The sequence below is a fragment of the Pseudoclavibacter helvolus genome (assembly GCF_014191305.1).
Classification (GTDB): Bacteria; Actinomycetota; Actinomycetes; order Actinomycetales; family Microbacteriaceae; genus Pseudoclavibacter; species Pseudoclavibacter helvolus.
The window spans coordinates 348,709-366,272 of the sequence record NZ_JACHWJ010000004.1; the positions used below are offsets into that span (position 1 = coordinate 348,709).

The window sequence follows — 17,564 nt, forward strand, 5'->3', positions numbered from 1 at the left end:
GTGGCTCTCTGCTCGTTCTGTCGTCGTGGGGGTGCCGGGTTTCGGGCCGTCAGTCGAGAAGTACGCGGCGCCGGGGTGCTCGCTCGGTGAACTCCGGCGGTGGTCCGCCGCCGATGACTCGCGGTACGTCGGGTGAGGTGGAGGCGCTGGTGATTCCCTGTTGAGCAATGAACGCGCTCAGCGGGAAACCTGGCTGTATCAGCACAACGAAGCTGTGCTGCTTGACCAGCTGCAGGAGCCGCTCCTGAGCGCCATCAGCGCGCGCCGTCCCGTCGCGTGGGCGCACGACCTCGGTCTCGAGCGTGCGCTGAATGTCCTCGATGTCTCGCGCTGCGGAGTCCCAGAGCGCATGTGAAACTTCACGGGGAAGGGCCGGATGCTTGGCGAGCTCCAGGCGCCGAGCGAGGAGCACGCGCAAGCTCACGAGTGCTCTGGCGCGTCCGTGGTCATCGAGGGCGCTGCCCAAGTCTCGAGTCAGTTGCGCCTGCCAGGTGCGCATCATGGTTGCGATCGCCGTATGCAGGTGCCCGAGGAGCCTGCGGTACGTGTCGGGTGTGAACGAGTCCACAGTGAGAGCGGGGAGTCCACCAAGATCGGCGGTCGGGTCGAGGGCCCAGCGACGCAGACCATGTACCCAGGCCTCGTAGGTGCTTGTCGAAGACATGGCGCGAGCAGATCAGGCGTGTGGGCGGCGGACGTTGAGCTCGCCGGGAGGCAGCGGCTCCCAGGCGGGAAGATCACCGGCCATCTTCCGCTCACGCGACAGCTTGGGTTTCCTCTCGCCGAGGGGACGAGAGCTGCTCCATGTTCGTGAGACCGTCAAAGCATCGACACCTTGCACGGGCGTCGGTGGTTCGATCGGGCGCCGCCCGGCGCGTCGGATTATCTGTGAGGGCTGTGAGGGCTGTGGGAGCTGCGGAGGCTGTGGGGCTCCGTGGGCGGCACCGCCTCGTGTTCGGCTGTCCCCTCGAGGGGCATGGAGATTGACCTTGCAGGCATCAGCGGAGCGCCGCAGCGCATGCAGAACCTCGACCCGTCAGCTTCGAGCTGAGCTTGGCAATTGCCGCAGACGAGTGTTGTCACCGTTCGCTCCTGATCTCGGTGTCTTGCAGCGATGGCCACGCGGCGATGAGGTCAAGCAAACTCGCCTCTCGCGCATCCTCTTCCTGGTAGTCGATCCCCGCGTCAACCCATTCCGCGAGAGCGGACCTGTAGAGGTCGCGTGACACGGCAAGGGCCTGCTCGCGGGTGGCGAGGGCCGCTGCCACGAGTGCATCTGCCTTGCGCTTGAGGTTCCACACGTAGAGCGCGGAAATGCCGCCGACGATCAGCAGCGCAATAAAGAACCCTCCGATGCCCCAGATGGTGCCGATCAAGCCCGCCACGGCTGTCGCGATCGCCGGAGCCACGAAGCTCCGATTCTTGAACGAGACACTGTCGATGTAGCCCTTGACGGCCTGATCCCAGGCTGACGAAAGCGATGCCTCCGCCTCAGCCTGCTGCGTTCGGGTTGTCAAAGACCACGAGCCGAAGCCAAGCGTCGACGCGAAGTTGGAGTGCGCAGGGCCGAGCGCCAGTGTCACGACGTCAAGGTGCGCGGCACGGTACTCCGAGGTGAATCTTCCCAGCCCCGACTCGAAGTCTGACTTGCCAGCACCGACGGCCAGCTTCTGCGTGTTCTGACTAATGCCGAGAAGTTCGGGATGAATAGCCGAATGCGTGACAAGGGAGACCGCGTCGAGGGTGTCCTCGAGCGCTTCGATGTCAGCGTCGGCGGCCTCGCGCGCCCGATCCAGGTCACCGCCAGAGCTCAGCACAGCCTCGTGGAAGACGATCTCGCGACGATGCGGGTGCTCCTCGGCGTCGTACTCGGTGACGAGGATCTCGAGCAGGTCATCCATCTGATCCTCGACCCGAAGCGATTGGTGGATGGGAGCCTTCAGCACCGAGTCGTACTTCTCGAACACGAACCCGACGGCTGACGCACGCTCGAGCACGTCCTTGACGACCGGCCACTCCGGGCAGATGGTGCTTAACGTGGGATAGGCGGCGTCATCGATGGTTCCGCGATGCACGCTCAACTCGCGATACCACTTCTCCACCTGCTCGCGCACGATCGCCTGGTCGTCACGGAGCAGGCGCGACCACTCGCCCAACTGGGTGAACACCAGATCGCGGCCGGCCGGTCCGTAGGCCTCGTGTGCCACGCCCTCCAACACCACCGCGAACTCACGGTGCAGGGCTCGAGGGTCGAGCGAGGTGAAGTAGTGACGCAACCACCTCGTTGCGCCGTCGAGTCGAGCCTGGCGTCGGAGGACGAGTGCGAAGAACAGGCTCGCCTTCTGGCGATCCCTGGCGAATGTCTCTGCGACTGCCTTATCAGTGAGCTCACGCTCGTCTCGAGACCAGGCGGCCAGGGCAACAAGCGCGGGTGCGAGCCAATAGCGAGGGCTCTGGATCATCAGCTCTTCGCTCACGTGCTGGACGGCCGCGTGACTCACCAGGCCAGCATCGAACGCTTGCAGCGTCCCGATCGACGAGCGTCGCACGACGTTGTAGTGGCCGAACTCGCGCTCCAGGTCGGCCTTGAGCGTGCCGAGTTTCGTCTCCGAGCGCTGCACGTTCGCCGTGCGCTCCGCCTGCAGGACAAACTCCGTGAACTGCTTCCGCAGCTCCAGCAGTTCGTGATTTGTGCTCTGCAGGTCCGCGGAAACGCGTCCGACGTCGCTCGCAACCCGGCCGACGCGCTCGTCGACCTCATTCACGCGCTCACCCACGAGCGCGACGAGACCCCCGACCGCCTCCACCTGTCTTGCGATGACCCCGAAGTTGTGGGCGTTTGTGTCCGTCATAACACTCTCCTCGGTATCCGCTAGACCGCAGCGCGGCCATCGGGTCGCACGGGCACAACGGTGCCGTCGTCGTACACTTCGATGTAGTCATAGGCGGCATTCGCTGCCAGGCGGCGCGCGCCGGCGAAGAACACGGGAACCATTTCGGCAGCCGTGTAGTGCTCGCAGATGAAGCCGCCAAGCGACATGGAATGGTCGATATACGGCGAACCCAGGTAGCACCGCGAGAAGAGCCCAACCGGAAGGCCGCCGCCACGGGCGTCGTAGGCGTCACGGATCCAAGTCAGGGCCGCATCCACGGCTGCGCGATCCGGCTCGGTATCAAGCGCCGCGATGGCTGCCATCAAGTCCGCGTTGCGAGGCGCGCCACGGTTCTTCGCGAGGACGGACGGACTCACGTATGAGCTGCCGATGCGTCCCCGGGCCGCGAGCGACGCATCCGTCTGCCCCTCACCCAAGGAGACTCGCCTTCGCGACGAGAACAACTCTGCCATGTCTGTGCTCCCCTTCTGACCTGAATAGTCAGGATTGAGGCACAGGAAATGGGCCCCGTGAATAGCCAGATTTCTCCAGCAATTTGACCGGATATCAAGGAATGCCCGGGTTCACTTAGGTCTTAGTCGGAATGCCCGGATCATTGCCGGGGGAAGCCGTTCGCCGTAGTTTTCGGCAGGAACGCAGAAAGGGCCGCCCCTTCACGGGGCGGCCCTTTCTGATCGTACGGTCTGCGCTAGTGTCGCGTTTCTGAAGTTGGTTGACGGTTCGCTTTCGCGAGGATCTCGTCGCTGGTCTTGGTCCAGACGAATGGGTGCTTTCGGTCGTTCCAGCCAGTGATGAACTGCCGGATCTTCGCGTTGAGGTCTTTCACCGAGGTGAAAATCCCGCGACGGATCGCTTGCCGGTCGATGATCCCGAACCACACCTCGACCAAGTTCAACCACGACCCGGACGTCGGCGTGAAATGAACGTGGAAGCGGGGTCGTTTCTCGAGCCAGGTCTTGACCTCTGGCGTTTTGTGGGTGGCGTAGTTGTCCATCACGAGGTGCAGGTCCCGTTCCGGGTAGGCGCGGTCGAGTTGCCGGAGGAACGAGAGGAACTCTTGCCGGCGATGCTTGGGTTTGACCGCTCCGGTGACGTGTCCGGTCGCGACGTCTAATGCAGCGAACAGTGTGGTCGTGCCGTGGCGCTTGTAATCATGCGTGCGCTTCTCGGTGTCCCCGATCCGCATCGGCAGCATGGGTGCGGTCCGGTCAAGGGCCTGGATCTGGGACTTCTCGTCCACGCAGAGCACGATCGCGTTCTCGGGCGGCGCGAGATACAAGCCGACAACGTCGGTGACCTTCCCGACGAGCTCCGGGTCGGTCGAGAACTTGAACGTCTCCGACTTCCATGGCTGCACCCCGTACTCCCGCCACGCCCTGGCCACCGTCGCGTTCCCAACCCCCAGGCGCTGCGCGAGCAGGCGCGAGGACCAATGTGTCACGCCGTACTTCTTCGGCGGGGCCGTCAAGGTCGCTGCCACGATCTCGGCATGATCGAGATGCTTCGGCCGGCCAGAGCGCGGCGCATCGGAGAGCCCCGCAATTCCGGCCTCGGCATACCGTTTCCGCCACTTCCACACCGAGGTCGTCGTGGTCCCAACCTCGGCCGCGATCCGCGAGTTCGCGACACCTTCCGAGGCGAGCAGCACGATCCGCGCTCGCATCGACAGGCCCGCACGAATACTCGTCGACCGAGCCCACGACACCAACTCAACACGATCCACGTCAGGGAGTAGCAGAGCCGCAGCAGGAGAATTCGCCATTCCACATTCTCCCAAACACAAACCGTTTAGGAACTAACGACACGCAGCACTAGTTGTTGCCGCGCAGGATAGCCAGCATGCGGATGATCTCCACGTAGATGAAGACGACAGTGGAGACGAGGCTGTACGCCCCGATCCAGCCGTACTTGCGGGGGGCGCCACCCTCGACGCCGTTCTTGATGAGCTCGAAGTCCATGACGAGCATGTATGCGCCCATGAGGACTGCGAAGACGCCCAGGATCAGGCCGAGCGGAATACCGAAGACCTCCATGGAGCGGAGACCCCACGGCCCAGCTTCGCCGAAGTTGAAGCCGAAGAGCATCATCCCGAAGTTCACGAGCGAGAACAGCAGGTAGCCGGCCATCGCGATGAGCACGATCTTCGTCATGCGCGGCGAGGTGCGGACCTTGCCGAACCGGAAGAGGACAAGCGTCACGGCGACAACGGAGAACGTCGCGAGAACGGCCTGCATGGCGATACCCGAGAACTGGGCCTCGAGGATCGAGGAGAGGCCACCGACGAGAAGTCCTTCAGCGGCCGCGAAGGCGAAAATGAGCCCCGTCTTCGGCTCGCGCTGGAACGCCAGCACAAGCGAAAGAACAAGCGCGCCGATTGCGCCGACGATCATGAGCATGGGGACAAACCAGGCAACGGCCGCCGCGACGAGCACGATGCCGAAGAGGCCAGCTGTCTTCGCGATGGTGTCCTCGTAGGACATCCGCTCCATCTGGTCCGGCGTCGCAGGCGGCGCCTGGAACTGGGCGTTCAGCTGGTCAGCAGTGAGGGGCGCGGGAGGCTGCTGCCCGTAGGAGGAAGCGGTGGGCGCCTGGCCGAATTGTTGGCCGTGCTGCCTGCGTGCCTCCCCGTTGAAGTAGGGGTTGCGTTCTAGCGCGGAATTCGCCATGGCTGTCCGTGGCTCCGTTCTTTCTCGAGGGTCAAGATGCCCGCCAGAGACGGGGTTCCCGGGATTCTAGCGAAAGAGTTCGTGAATAACGCCTGAAGGTGTGCGCCCTCAGCGGACGCCAGCGGAGCCCTTGACGCTCGGGCGGGCATCCCGGCCCGTGCCGAAGAACAGACGCGGGAGCAGCAGGAACGCACCGAGCACGATGGACGCGACGATCACAAAAGCGATCTCCGCGGTGTCGCCGATAGCAAGGCGCAGGAGCATGCCGCCGCCGACGGTCACGACCCAGACGAAGACGCCGGCGGAGAACGGGCGCCACGGCTTCCAGCGGAACAGCGTCACGAGCACCCAAGCCACGAGCAGCCCGAGCACAAACGGCCAGCCGGTCGTCACGATGCCAGCCAGTGAGACGCCCTCGGCGTGGCTCATCCGCCCGATGATGGCGAACACCACCACGAGGAGGAGATCGACGAAGAGCGGGAGCGCGAAGCCGCCCCCAGCGCGATAGATAGAACGAATTCGCCGCATGACACCAACGCTACGCCGGGGTGCGGCAGACTACGCGCGTGAACGCGCCCAACCGACCCACCTCGCCCCTCCTCATCGGCCACCGGGGTGCCCCCGCCTACGTGCCCGAGCACACGACCGAGGGGTACCGTCTCGCCCTGCGCCAGGGCGCGGATGCGCTCGAGCCGGACGTCGTCCCGACCAGCGACGGTGTACTCCTGATCCGCCACGAGCCGATGCTCGGGACGAGCACCGACATCGGCGCTCGCTCAGTCGAGTTCGGGCCCGCGCGTGAGGCATCGACGCCAGAAGGGGTCGTCACGGACTGGTTTGCGCACGACTACACGTGGGAGCAGCTGCGGTCGCTGCGTGCGGTGGAGCGCATCCCGAGCATCCGGCCTGCAAACGCGGCATACGACGGGGAGTTCCCGCTGCTGCGGCTCCGTGAGCTGGTGGAGTTCGTGGCTGGTGAACAGACCGCGGATGGTCGGCGCCGGCGCCCGCGCCTCGTGATCGAGCTCAAGCACGCGAGCTGGTTCAGGAGTCTCGGATTCGACCTGGCGGAGCTGCTCGAACGAGAGCTCGACGGACTCTGGGGGTCGCCCGCGCTCGACGGCCTCGTCATCGAGAGCTTCGAGGGGGAGGTGCTGCGCGACGTCCGGCGGCGAGGAGTCGCGGCCGGCGCGAGCCTGGTCTACCTCGTCGACAGCGAGGGCGCCCCGCACGACCGAACTGCGCGGGAGGGAGCTGCCGCGCGGGACTATGCGAGCGACCTGACCGATTCGGGGCTGGATGCGGTCGCCGAGTGGGCGGACGGCATCAGCCCAAGCCACCTGCTGCTCGGGGTGACCGACGAAGCCAGCGCCGCGCATCCACACGCAGGCCGGGCGCTCGTCGAGCGCGCGCACGCCAGCGGGCTACAGGTGTTCACGTGGACCTTGCGGCCAGAGGACAACTTCCTGCCGCCCGCGCTCGCAGGACGCCCGGAGGAGTACTGGCGCGGCATCCTGCGCACGGGCGTCGACGGAGTGTTCGCAGATGCGCCCGAGCGGGTCCGCGCGGTCATCGACGAAGCGATCTGGCGCTAGGGACTCGTCCCGACGACACCCGGGCTCATCCGACGACAGAAGTGCGAGAGATGCACGCTCCAGATCGAAGGAGCGTGCATCTCTCGCACTTCTGCCGCTCGAGTGTGTGCGCGAGCGGGCGCAGCGGGCCTAGGCCTTTGCGGAGACCCGGTCCAGGGTCTTCAGCTCGTCCGCGCTGAGCTGCAACGTGAACGCATCGGTGATGAGCGGCAGCTGCTCGGCCGTGCGAGCGCTCGCGATGGGCGCAACAACCCCGGGCTGAGCCGCGAGCCAGGCGAGCGCGACCGTCCCGGGCTGGGTGTCGTGCGCGTCGGCGATGCCGACGATCGCATCCACGATCGCATAGCCGCGCTCGGTCCGGTACTGCTCGACCGAGCTTGCCCGTGCCGAGTCGACCTCAACGTCCTTGCGGTACTTGCCGGTGAGGAAGCCGTGCGCGAGCGCGAAGTACGGCACGACGCCGAGGCCGGCCTCGTGGGCAAGCGGAAGGAGCTCACCCTCGATGTCTCGCTCGAGGAGGTTGTACTCGGGCTGCAGGGCAGCGGGCTTGTGCAGGCCGCCGTTCTCGACAGCCGCCAGCCATTCGCGGAGACGCGCAGGCGAGTAGTTCGAGACGCCGATGGCCTTGATCTTGCCGGCGTCAACAAGTTCGGAGAACACGCCAGCGGTCTCCTCGATGGGCGTCTCCGGGTCGTCGCGGTGCGCGTAGTAGAGGTCGATCTGCTCGACGCCAAGACGCTCGAGGCTGTCATCGACGGCAGCCCGGACATTGTCGGCGCCGAGCCCGGGACGCTTGGCGAACTGCGCAACCTTGGTCGCGATGACGAGGTCCTCGGGGCGGCCGCGCGAGCGGATCCACTCGCCGATGATCGTCTCCGACTCAGCGCCCGAGTTGCCTGGGATCCAGGCCGAGTAGACATCTGCGGTGTCGATGAAGTTGCCGCCAGCCTCGACGTACGCGTCGAGGATCGCGAACGACGCATCCCGGTCGGCCGTCCAGCCGAAGACGTTGCCGCCGAGTGCCACGGGGGAGACGGAGAGCGCCGCGCCGAGCGAGCGGCGGGCGGGGGAGAGCTGCGTGGTCAAGGTGATTCCCTTTCCGCGGCACCGCGATGTCGGTGGCCGCACCTACAATCAACGAGTCATGACGCTACTGCCACCAGTCTTCGATCCCTCTGAAAACGACCTCCTTGACGGACTCAATCCGCAACAGAAGGAAGCCGTTACGTACCGCGGCCCCGCCTTGCTTATTGTGGCCGGCGCTGGGTCGGGTAAAACGCGTGTGCTGACGCACCGCATCGCGGGCCTCATCGCCTCCCGCGAGGCCTGGCCGAGCCAGATCCTCGCGATCACCTTCACCAACAAGGCCGCTGCCGAGATGCGCGAGCGCATCCAGCACATCGTCGGCGGTGCTGCGGATGGCATGTGGATCTCGACCTTCCACTCGGCCTGCGTTCGCATCCTGCGCCGCGAGGCCGACAAGTTCGGCTTCACGACGAGCTTCACGATCTACGACTCGGCCGACTCCAAGGCGCTCATCAAGCGCATCGTCAAGTCGCTCGAGGCCGACGTGCTCGGGTTCACCGTCTCGAGCGTCCAGTCGCGCATCTCGAAGCTCAAGAACGAGCTCACCGACGTCGACGGCTTCGCGCGTCAGGCCAACATGAGCGACCCTCGCGACGCCATGTTCCTCGACATCTACCGGCAGTACACGCAGTCGCTGCGCCGCGCCAACGCCTTCGACTTCGACGACCTCATCTCGCAGACGGTGTGGATGCTCCGCGCATTCCCCGACGTCGCTGCCCAGTACCAGCGTCGGTTCCGCCACGTACTCGTCGACGAGTACCAGGACACGAACCACGCCCAGTACTCGCTCATCCGCGAGCTCACGAGGTCGGTCGAGCCGCAGCATGTGCCCTTCGACACCCGCATGGAGCTCGACGAGCGCGGCGGCATCCCCGGCGCCTCGCTCACCGTCGTCGGCGACTCCGATCAGTCGATCTACGCGTTCCGCGGCGCCGACATTCGCAACATCAGCGAGTTCGAGCGCGACTTCTCGAACGCGAAGGTGGTGCTGCTCGAGCAGAACTACCGCTCGACGCAGAACATCCTCTCGGCCGCCAACGCCGTGATCCGCAACAACTTCGACCGCGTCGACAAGAAGCTCTGGTCCGACGGCGGCGAAGGCGCGAAGATCGTCGGGTTCACCGGCTTCTCGGCGCACGACGAGGCGCAGTTCGTGGCGGACGAGATCCACAAGCTCCGCGACGCTGGCCAGAGCTACAACGACATGGCCGTCTTCTACCGCACCAACGCGCAGACGCGTGCGCTCGAGGAGATCTTCATCCGCTCCGCCGTGCCCTACCGGCTCGTCGGCGGCACGAAGTTCTACGAGCGCGCCGAGATCAAAGACCTCATCGCGTACCTCACGGCCCTCGTCAACCCGGCGGACGAGATGTCGACGCGACGCATCCTGAATTCCCCGAAGCGATCGATCGGCCCTGCCACCGAGACGGCCATCTGGGACTTCGCGAACCGCTACGACATCACCTTCCGCGACGCCATGCGGCGGGCCGGCGAGCTCGGGCTCGGCCCGAAGGTCACGGGCGCCATCGCCCAGCTCGCGAAGCTGCTGGACGATGCCACGGCAGGCCTCGACATCGACTCGCCGACCGGACGCAAGACGGTGAGCCAGACGCTCAAGACCATCGTCAAGGGCACCGGGTACCTCGAGAAGCTGCTCCAGACGGGCAACCCGCAAGACGAGGCTCGCGCCGAGAACGTCGAGGAGCTGATCTCCGTCGCCGCCGAGTTCGACAAGAACAACGCGGGCGGCTCCGTCATCGACTTCCTCACCGACGTCGCGCTCGTCGCGGCCGCCGATGACCTCATCGACGAGTCAGGAGCCGTTGTGCTCATGACGCTGCACACCGCGAAGGGGCTCGAGTACGACTCGGTCTTCATCACGGGCGTCGAGGAAGAGCTCCTGCCGCACCGCATCGCCGCAGACGAGCCAGGCGGACCGGCGGAGGAGCGGCGACTCTTCTATGTCGGCATCACCCGAGCCCGCAAGCGCCTGCACCTCTCGCTTGCCATGATGCGCTCGCAGTTCGGTGAGACGGCGGCGTCGCTGCCGAGCCGCTACCTGCAGGAGATCCCGTCCGAGCTCATCGAGTGGAGAGTCTCGCCCGGCTCTGCCGGCGGCCGCGGCGGCTACGAGCAGCGCTCCGTCGGCTCCGCCCGCAAGCCGCTGGGCAGCGAGGGCTACGGAACGGCGGGCGGCTACGGCCGTGGCACGTCGGACGCCGGCAGCGCAGGCTTCTCGAGCGCCGTCCGATTCCGCGACTCTGACGCCGGCCGCGAGACCGCGCCCAAGGCCAAGCCGAAGCAGAAGTGGATCAACGAGGTCACGGGACAGATGCGTGACAACAGCGGCATGGAGCTCGTTGCAGGCGACCGCATCACGCACGTCGACTTCGGAGAGGGCACAGTTCGCGCCATTCTCGGCAGCGAGGCCAAGCGAATCGCGGAGGTCGACTTCGACAGTGCAGGGCGCAAGAAGTTGCTCGTGAAACTCGCTCCGATCGAGAAGCTGACCAACTGAGGGCCGCGCGGGGACTAGGCTGGACGGCGGACGTGTTTTGCCGGGCGGCGGGCACACACTGCCTGCCGGCGATGCGGTCCGCTCTGCAAATTCTGAAGGCTCGAGCGCGAGAATCCGAAGGCTCGGGCGAACGAACGCGACGACGCGTCGCGGATGGGATGAAACGTGGATCTCTTTGAGTACCAGGCGCGAGATGTATTCGACGCCCACGGTGTTCCAGTTCTCCAGGGACTCGTGGCCTACACGCCCGAGGAGGCCAAGGCTGCAGCCGAGAAGATCGGCGGCGTGACCGTCGTCAAGGCGCAGGTCAAGGTCGGCGGCCGCGGTAAGGCCGGCGGCGTCAAGCTCGCGAAGACCCCAGATGAGGCATTCACCGCAGCCGAGGCCATCCTTGGCCTCGACATCAAGGGCCACATCGTCGAGAAGGTCATGATCGCGCAGGGCGCGGACATCGACCAGGAGTTCTACTTCTCCGTGCTCCTCGACCGCGCCAACCGCTCGTACCTCGCAATGGCGAGCGTCGAGGGTGGCATGGAGATCGAGCAGCTCGCAGTCGAGAAGCCAGAGGCCCTCGCTCGCGTCGCAGTCGACCCCATCCGCGGCATCGACGCAGCCAAGGCCGAGGAGATCGCGCGCGCCGCGAACTTCCCGGAGGAGCTCGTCGGCAAGGTTGCTGACGTCTTCGTCAAGCTCTACGAGGTCTACAACCAGGAAGACGCGACGCTCGTCGAGGTCAACCCGCTGGTCCTCACCAAGGGCGGCGACATCGTCGCGCTCGACGGCAAGGTCACGATCGACGAGAACGCGGAGTTCCGTCACGCAGACCACGTCGCGCTCGCAGAAGCCGCAGGCGGACTCGACCCGCTCGAGATCAAGGCCAAGGCGCACGACCTCAACTACGTGAAGCTCGACGGTTCCGTCGGCATCATCGGCAACGGCGCAGGCCTCGTCATGTCGACGCTCGACGTCGTCGCTGGCGCAGGCGAGAAGCACGGCGGACAGAAGCCCGCCAACTTCCTCGACATCGGAGGCGGAGCATCCGCCGAGGTCATGGCAGCCGGCCTCGACGTCATCCTCGGTGACGAGCAGGTCAAGTCGGTCTTTGTGAACGTCTTTGGTGGCATCACCTCGTGCGACGCCGTCGCAAACGGCATCGTCGGCGCCCTCAACACGCTCGGCGACGCCGCCACGAAGCAGATCGTCGTGCGCATCGATGGCAACAACGTCGAGGAGGGTCGCCGCATCCTCGCCGAAGCGAACCACCCCCTCGTGACCGTCGTCGCCACCATGGACGAGGCAGCCGACAAGGCCGCCGAACTCGCAGCCCGCGCCTGAGCCGCCCGAAGAAAAGCAGAGAAGGAACAACAATGTCGATCTTCCTCGACGAGAACTCCAAGATCATCGTTCAGGGCATCACCGGCTCGGAGGGCTCCAAGCACGCCACGCGCATGCTCGAAGCCGGCTCCAACATCGTCGGAGGCACCAACCCTCGCAAGGCCGGGCAGACGCTCGAGCTCGCGGGCAAGGAGCTCCCCATCTTCGGCACCGTGAAGGAGGCCATCGAGGCCACCGGCGCCAACGTCACCGTCATCTTCGTGCCGCCGGCCTTCGCCAAGGACGCCATCATCGAAGCCATCGACGCGGAGATCCCGCTGGCCGTGGCCATCACCGAGGGCATCCCGGTCAAGGACTCCTCGGAAGCCTGGTCGCACGCGCAGAGCGTCGGCAAGACTCGCCTCATCGGCCCGAACTGCCCAGGCATCATCTCGCCGGAGAAGTCGCTCGCCGGCATCACGCCAGCGAACATCACGGGTGCGGGCCCCATCGGCCTCGTCTCGAAGTCGGGCACGCTCACGTACCAGATGATGTACGAGCTCCGTGACCTCGGCATCTCGACCGCCATCGGCATCGGCGGCGACCCCGTCATCGGCACGACGCACATCGACGCCCTCGAGGCGTTTGAGGCTGACCCCGACACGAAGGCCATCGTCATGATCGGCGAGATCGGCGGAGACGCCGAAGAGCGTGCAGCCGAGTACATCAAGGCGCACGTGACGAAGCCCGTTGTCGGCTACGTCGCAGGCTTCACCGCTCCAGAGGGCAAGACCATGGGCCACGCCGGCGCCATCGTCACCGGCTCCGCTGGTACCGCGCAGGCGAAGAAGGAGGCCCTCGAAGCAGCAGGCGTTCGCGTCGGCACGACGCCCACCGAGACCGCCAACCTCCTCCGCGAGGTCTACGCGGCGCTCTAGCGAGTAGCCTGCCGCCGCCTGGCGGCACAGAACTCGCGCAGAGCAGCAGCTCTGCACACGACGAAGTGGGCTGCAGCCCCGTGGAAACACGGGCTGCAGCCCATTCGTTTCCGATCGAATCGCCCCCCCGCTTCGCTCCGAACGCTGAATTTCGCGCCAGCACCCCGCTAGCGCCCTGAGATCCGAGACAGGATGCACGTGCCTCGACCCGAGTCGGCCCCCGCACGACAGCACGGTCACCCCGGTGCCCCACAGGCGGCGCATCCCGGTGGTCGCCCTGGTGCGCATCCAGGCGGTCACCCCGGTAAAGGCCCTGGCGGTGCTTCCCTCCCGCTCGACGCGCGAGTGCTCGCGGCGACCCCAACGTCGCGGATCGCCGCGCCATTGGCGCTTGGCTGGCTGCAGGCCCTCGCTCTGGCGGGCGTCCTCCTCATCGTCGGGCGAGTGCTCGACGGAATCCTCGCCGGTGAGGCGCCGAGCCCAGGAACCCTGACGCTGCTCGCGGCGTTGGTCCTCGTAGCCGCTGCCGCCTCCGCGGTGTCGACGCTTCTCGTGCAGCGAGGCAAGAACAAGACCGAACGTGCGCTCCGCCGTCTCCTGGTGGGCGAGCTCTTCAACGTTGGGCCCCTCGCGCTCGGCCGGGACCGCACCGGCTCGCTTGTCAGCACTGCCACCGCATCCGTCGAGCGCGCATCCGCCTATCGGGCAGGGTTCCTCGGGCCGATCATCGCGTCACTGACGACGCCGCTTCTCGTACTGGCGGTCATCGCCGTCGCCATCGACCCGCTCACCGCCGGGCTCCTCCTGCTGCTGGTGCCGCTCATCCCGCTCATCATCGTCGGGGTTCAGCGCGCGTTCCGTTCTTCGACCGGCGCGTACCGGCGCAGCGCGGCCCAGCTCTCTGCCGCATTCCTCAGCGCCATCCAGGGCCTCACCACGCTCAGCCTGAACCGAGCGACCACACGCACGGGCGACGAGCTCCGGGAGCGCGGCGAGCAGAACCGACGCCGTGTCATGCGGCTGCTCGCTGGCAATCAGGTACTGATCCTGGCCGTCGATGCGGTCTTCTCCCTCGCCATGATCACGGGCGCGGCGGGCCTCGCCGTGTGGCGCCTCGGGGACGGGGCGATCACACCGGGTCAGGCGGCTGCCCTCGTGCTGCTGTCGACCCTGCTGACCGGGCCGGTCGACATCGTCGGCCAGTTCTTCTATATCGGCATGACCGGCCGCAATGCCGAGCGGGAGCTCAGCTCGGTGATCGCGACTCGACCGGCCCGGCCTGTTGCCACAAGAGGCGAGGGAGTCTCCTCGGGTGCAGGCGCCCGCCCGCCTGCCGCCCTTGAGCTGCGCGGCGTCACCGCCGGCTACGAGCGAGCGCAGGCCGTTCTCTCCGACTTCTCGCTGCGCGTCGAGACCGGCGAACGGGTTGTCATCACGGGGCCGAGCGGCTCGGGCAAATCGACGCTTCTGACACTGGCGCAGGGCCTGCTCCTTCCTCAGACGGGAAGCGTGCTGATCGGGGGAGCTGCCGCGGGGAGTCCAGATGCTCGCGCCGAGCTGGCCGTCGTCGAGCAGAGCACCTTCCTCTTCACCGGCACCATCGCGGAAAATCTGCGCGTCGCCAAGCCGGAAGCGAGCGACGCGGAACTCTGGGCCGCGCTCGACGCGGCCGAGTTGCGCGGCGACCTCGAGCGCGCACCGGATGGCCTCGAGACGCAGGTCGGCGAGAGTGGCCTTGCGATCTCCGGCGGTCAGGCGCAGCGCGTCGCGATTGCCCGCGCATTCCTGCGGGACGCGAGCGTTCTCCTCCTCGACGAGCCGACCGCCCAGGTCGACCTGCGCTCAGAGCGTCTCATCACGAGTGCGCTCACGAGGCTGGCAGAAGGACGCACGGTTGTCATGGTTTCGCACCGACCGACGAGCATCCTCGCCGCCGACAGAGTCATCCGCCTTGGAGCCGCGGACTCGGACACCGGCCGCGCACAGCGAGGTGCGAAGCAACCTCGCGGCGCAGATCAGCCAACTGCAGCTGCAGCTCGGGCTGCCGGAACGGGGGAGCGCCTATGAACGCCGCACTTGCCGAGCCGAACGCGATGTCGGCTCCGGAGCTGGCCACCAGACCGCAGCTGGTCGCGTGGCTGCTGCGCCAGACGGCCCCGCTCCTCTGGCCGCTCGTGCTCGCAACCGTGTTGCGCGTCATCGGCCAACTCGCGGGGATCGCGATCCTCGTCGTCGCAATGCTCGGCGTTTCCGGAGCGCTCGCGCTGTGGCCGACCGTCTGGACGATGGTCGCGCTGGCGTTGTCCAAGGCGGTGCTGCGCTACCTCGAGCAGTTCAGCGGTCATTTCGTGGCGTTTGCGGCTCTCGCGCGCCTGCGGGACCTCTTCTACGCCCGCCTCGCCCCGCAGGCTCCGGCCGCCACGGAGGGGGCCGGCAGTGGGGAGCTGAGCGAGCGTGCGACGCGGGACATCGACAGGGTCGAGGTGTTCTTCGCGCACACGGCGCCGCCGGCGATCTCGGCGGTGCTCGTGCCCGCCATCGCGCTGGCTTGGCTTGGCGCCACACAAGGCGCGGTTCTGGCCGTCGCGATCGCTCCCTTCGTGGTCCTGGTCGTGCTGGTCGTCCCCGCGGTCGGCGGGATGGTGAGCTGGCGCGCGTCCCAGCAGGCCGTCGCCGCGAAGGGCGTCGTCGCTCAGCACGTGAGCGACTCCGTGCAGGGGGTCCGCGAAGTCCTCGCCTTCGAGTACGGCGCGGCTCGCCTCGACGACATGGACGCTCGGACCGAGACCGGAGCCCGATCCTCGTCGCTCGCCTCCCGCATCTCCGCCGTCCGAGGCGCGCTTGTTGTGCTCCTCCAGTGGGGCTCGGTGCTTGCGGCGCTTGTCGTCGGCGGCACGGGAGTTGTCAACGGCGAACTGAGCTGGGCGCAGCTGCTGGTTGCGCTTGCCGTCGCCGTTGGACTCTTCGTGCCGACTCGCGCGGTTGAGAGCTTCGTCACCGACCTGAACGCGTCGTTCGCCAGCGCCGCCCGCCTGTACGAGGTCATCGAGCGGTCTCCGCTCGTGACGGATGCGGACGCACAGCCCATCGGACACGGTGAGTCTCGCCTTGACGTCGACGCGCGCCGAGCGCAGCCGGTGGCTTTGGCCTTCGAGGACGTCACCTTCTCTTACCCGGTGGGGCCGGACGCGGGCTCCGGGCCGAGCTCAGACTCGGCGCGGAGCGGCGCGCCTACCCGGGCCGTCCTCGAAGACATCTCCTTCGAACTGCGAGCGGGGGAGCACCTCACCGTCGTCGGCCCGTCCGGGAGCGGCAAGTCGACCATCGCGTCCCTCGCTCTCCGCTTCTGGGACCCGGATGGAGGCTCGGTGTCCCTGCGTCGTGGATCGGCCGGTCCGCTGGAGCTGCTGCCGCGCATCCCGCTCGACGAGCTGCGGACGCGGACGGCACTCGTCTCGCAGCGCCCGTACCTGAGCGACGGCACCGTTGGGCAGAATGTCGCGCTCGCGAGGCCGCACGCCAGCGACGAGGAGATCTTCGCCGCGCTGCGAGTGGCCGCCCTCGATGAGTGGGTGCGCGAGCAGCCGAAGGGCTTGGAGACCCCGGTCAGGGAGCGGGGCGGAGGACTGTCCGGTGGGCAGCGTCAGCGCGTCGCAATTGCTCGCGCCGTCCTCGCCGAACCCGAGCTGCTCGTGTTGGACGAGGCGACGAGCGCGCTCGATGGCGCAACTGAGCGGACAGTCCGCGAACGACTCGCGGTGTGGGCGAGCGGGCGCAGCATCCTCGAAATCAGTCACCGCCTCGACGCACTCGGCGACACGGATCGTGTGTTGGTCCTCGACGCGGGGGGCATCGTCGAGGTCGGCCCGCCTGAGCAGCTCCGCGACGCGGGCGGCGCGTTCCAGCATCTCCTCGAGCGCTGAGGCGCCAGGCGGCGTCGGCGTCCACAGGCAGCGCCTCCGCTCCGCAGGCGTGCCCATGCGTCTCCGGCTGGCCTGACCAACATGAGTGCAAATTCGCGCTGAATCGGGCTCGCGGCGTCGATTCGGGCCGACTCTGCACTGATGTTGGTCAGCCGCGCGCTGGCTCGCCGCCGCCGGCGTGGCCAACTCCCGTGAGCGACTGCCCCGCACGGGCGTTTTCGTGCCTCCGCGGGGGAGTCGATCACGGAAGTTGGTCAGGCCGATTCGGCAACTGGACCGGAAACGGCAGCTCAGTCCGCGCTGTCCGCGCTGTGCTCGCGAAGCTCGAGCTCGATGAACGCGCCGATCATGGCGCGGTAGGTCACTTCGACGACCTCGGGCGACGCGTCGGCCGCGTCGGCCAGCGAGCGAACCTTGCCAATGACCTGCTCCACACGCGCCGGAGCCCGCACGGCACCTGTGTCCTGGCCCCGCTTCGCGACGGCCGCGCGCTCGACCCAACGCTGACGTTCGCCGATGAGGGCAACGATCTGGGTGTCCAGCGTGTCGATCGCGGCGCGGATGTCCGTCATCTCGTGCGGGCCTGTTGATCCAGTCATTCCGGCAGGTTAGCGGCTATCGTCGGGGTGC

15 protein-coding genes are annotated in these 17,564 nt (G+C 67.0%); 6 read left to right on the top strand and 9 right to left on the bottom strand.

Annotated elements, in window-relative coordinates:
* Positions 1–49 precede the first annotated feature (49 nt).
* The 7 genes from FHX72_RS13915 to FHX72_RS13945 all read right to left on the bottom strand — a co-directional run bounded on the left by FHX72_RS13915 (position 50) and on the right by FHX72_RS13945 (position 6,088).
* A complete protein-coding gene (locus FHX72_RS13915) occupies positions 50–664 on the bottom strand; it encodes a hypothetical protein (protein ID WP_183625871.1) in 615 nt (204 codons plus the stop codon).
* Positions 665–882: 218 nt separating this feature from the next.
* Positions 883–1,122, bottom strand: a complete 240-nt coding sequence (locus FHX72_RS19955; protein ID WP_420892904.1) for a zinc-ribbon domain-containing protein — start codon at positions 1,120–1,122, stop codon at positions 883–885.
* Positions 1,080–2,852 carry a hypothetical protein gene (locus tag FHX72_RS13925; RefSeq protein WP_183625875.1) on the bottom strand — a complete coding sequence of 591 codons (1,773 nt, stop codon included), beginning with the start codon at positions 2,850–2,852 and terminating at the stop codon, positions 1,080–1,082. The genes FHX72_RS19955 and FHX72_RS13925 overlap by 43 nt, the downstream gene beginning before the upstream one ends.
* A gap of 20 nt (positions 2,853–2,872) precedes the next feature.
* A complete protein-coding gene (locus tag FHX72_RS13930) occupies positions 2,873–3,346 on the bottom strand; it encodes a hypothetical protein (RefSeq protein WP_183625877.1) in 474 nt (157 codons plus the stop codon).
* 236 nt (positions 3,347–3,582) lie between these two features.
* Positions 3,583–4,656: an IS630 family transposase gene (locus FHX72_RS13935; RefSeq protein ID WP_183623125.1), complete on the bottom strand. Its 1,074-nt coding sequence runs from the start codon at positions 4,654–4,656 to the stop codon at positions 3,583–3,585.
* A 49-nt stretch (positions 4,657–4,705) separates the two neighbouring features.
* Positions 4,706–5,560: a Bax inhibitor-1/YccA family protein gene (locus tag FHX72_RS13940; RefSeq protein ID WP_183625879.1), complete on the bottom strand. Its 855-nt coding sequence runs from the start codon at positions 5,558–5,560 to the stop codon at positions 4,706–4,708.
* 108 nt (positions 5,561–5,668) lie between these two features.
* Positions 5,669–6,088, bottom strand: a complete 420-nt coding sequence (locus tag FHX72_RS13945; RefSeq protein ID WP_183625881.1) for a DUF3054 domain-containing protein — start codon at positions 6,086–6,088, stop codon at positions 5,669–5,671.
* A 38-nt stretch (positions 6,089–6,126) separates the two neighbouring features.
* Here FHX72_RS13945 and FHX72_RS13950 point away from each other — a divergent pair, with 38 nt between their 5' ends.
* The gene (locus FHX72_RS13950; RefSeq protein WP_183625883.1) at positions 6,127–7,155 is read left to right on the top strand and encodes a glycerophosphodiester phosphodiesterase family protein; all 1,029 of its coding nucleotides are present in this window, start codon (positions 6,127–6,129) and stop codon (positions 7,153–7,155) included.
* A gap of 129 nt (positions 7,156–7,284) precedes the next feature.
* Here the strand turns inward: FHX72_RS13950 and FHX72_RS13955 are convergent, their stop codons facing one another.
* Positions 7,285–8,241, bottom strand: coding sequence for an aldo/keto reductase (locus tag FHX72_RS13955; RefSeq protein WP_183625885.1), 957 nt, complete (start codon positions 8,239–8,241; stop codon positions 7,285–7,287).
* Positions 8,242–8,299: 58 nt separating this feature from the next.
* On the opposite strand from FHX72_RS13955, the gene FHX72_RS13960 reads away from it, so the two are divergent.
* The 5 genes from FHX72_RS13960 (at position 8,300) to FHX72_RS13980 (ending at position 16,934) form a co-directional block, all read left to right on the top strand.
* Positions 8,300–10,759: an ATP-dependent helicase gene (locus tag FHX72_RS13960; protein WP_183625887.1), complete on the top strand. Its 2,460-nt coding sequence runs from the start codon at positions 8,300–8,302 to the stop codon at positions 10,757–10,759.
* 165 nt (positions 10,760–10,924) lie between these two features.
* Positions 10,925–12,094, top strand: a complete 1,170-nt coding sequence (gene sucC / locus FHX72_RS13965) for an ADP-forming succinate--CoA ligase subunit beta (RefSeq protein WP_183625889.1) — start codon at positions 10,925–10,927, stop codon at positions 12,092–12,094.
* A 32-nt stretch (positions 12,095–12,126) separates the two neighbouring features.
* Positions 12,127–13,011 (top strand): succinate--CoA ligase subunit alpha, encoded by an 885-nt coding sequence (sucD, locus tag FHX72_RS13970; RefSeq protein ID WP_068479974.1) that lies wholly within the window; start codon positions 12,127–12,129, stop codon positions 13,009–13,011.
* Between the two features lie 198 nt (positions 13,012–13,209).
* Complete coding sequence (locus tag FHX72_RS13975) at positions 13,210–15,078, top strand: ATP-binding cassette domain-containing protein (protein ID WP_183625891.1); 1,869 nt, start codon at positions 13,210–13,212, stop codon at positions 15,076–15,078.
* A complete protein-coding gene (locus FHX72_RS13980; RefSeq protein ID WP_183625893.1) occupies positions 15,075–16,934 on the top strand; it encodes an ABC transporter ATP-binding protein in 1,860 nt (619 codons plus the stop codon). The genes FHX72_RS13975 and FHX72_RS13980 overlap by 4 nt, the downstream gene beginning before the upstream one ends.
* Before the next feature lie 290 nt (positions 16,935–17,224).
* Here FHX72_RS13980 and FHX72_RS13985 read toward each other — a convergent pair whose 3' ends face one another.
* The gene (locus FHX72_RS13985) at positions 17,225–17,533 is read right to left on the bottom strand and encodes a chorismate mutase (protein ID WP_068494752.1); all 309 of its coding nucleotides are present in this window, start codon (positions 17,531–17,533) and stop codon (positions 17,225–17,227) included.
* Between the last annotated feature and the right edge of the window lie 31 nt (positions 17,534–17,564).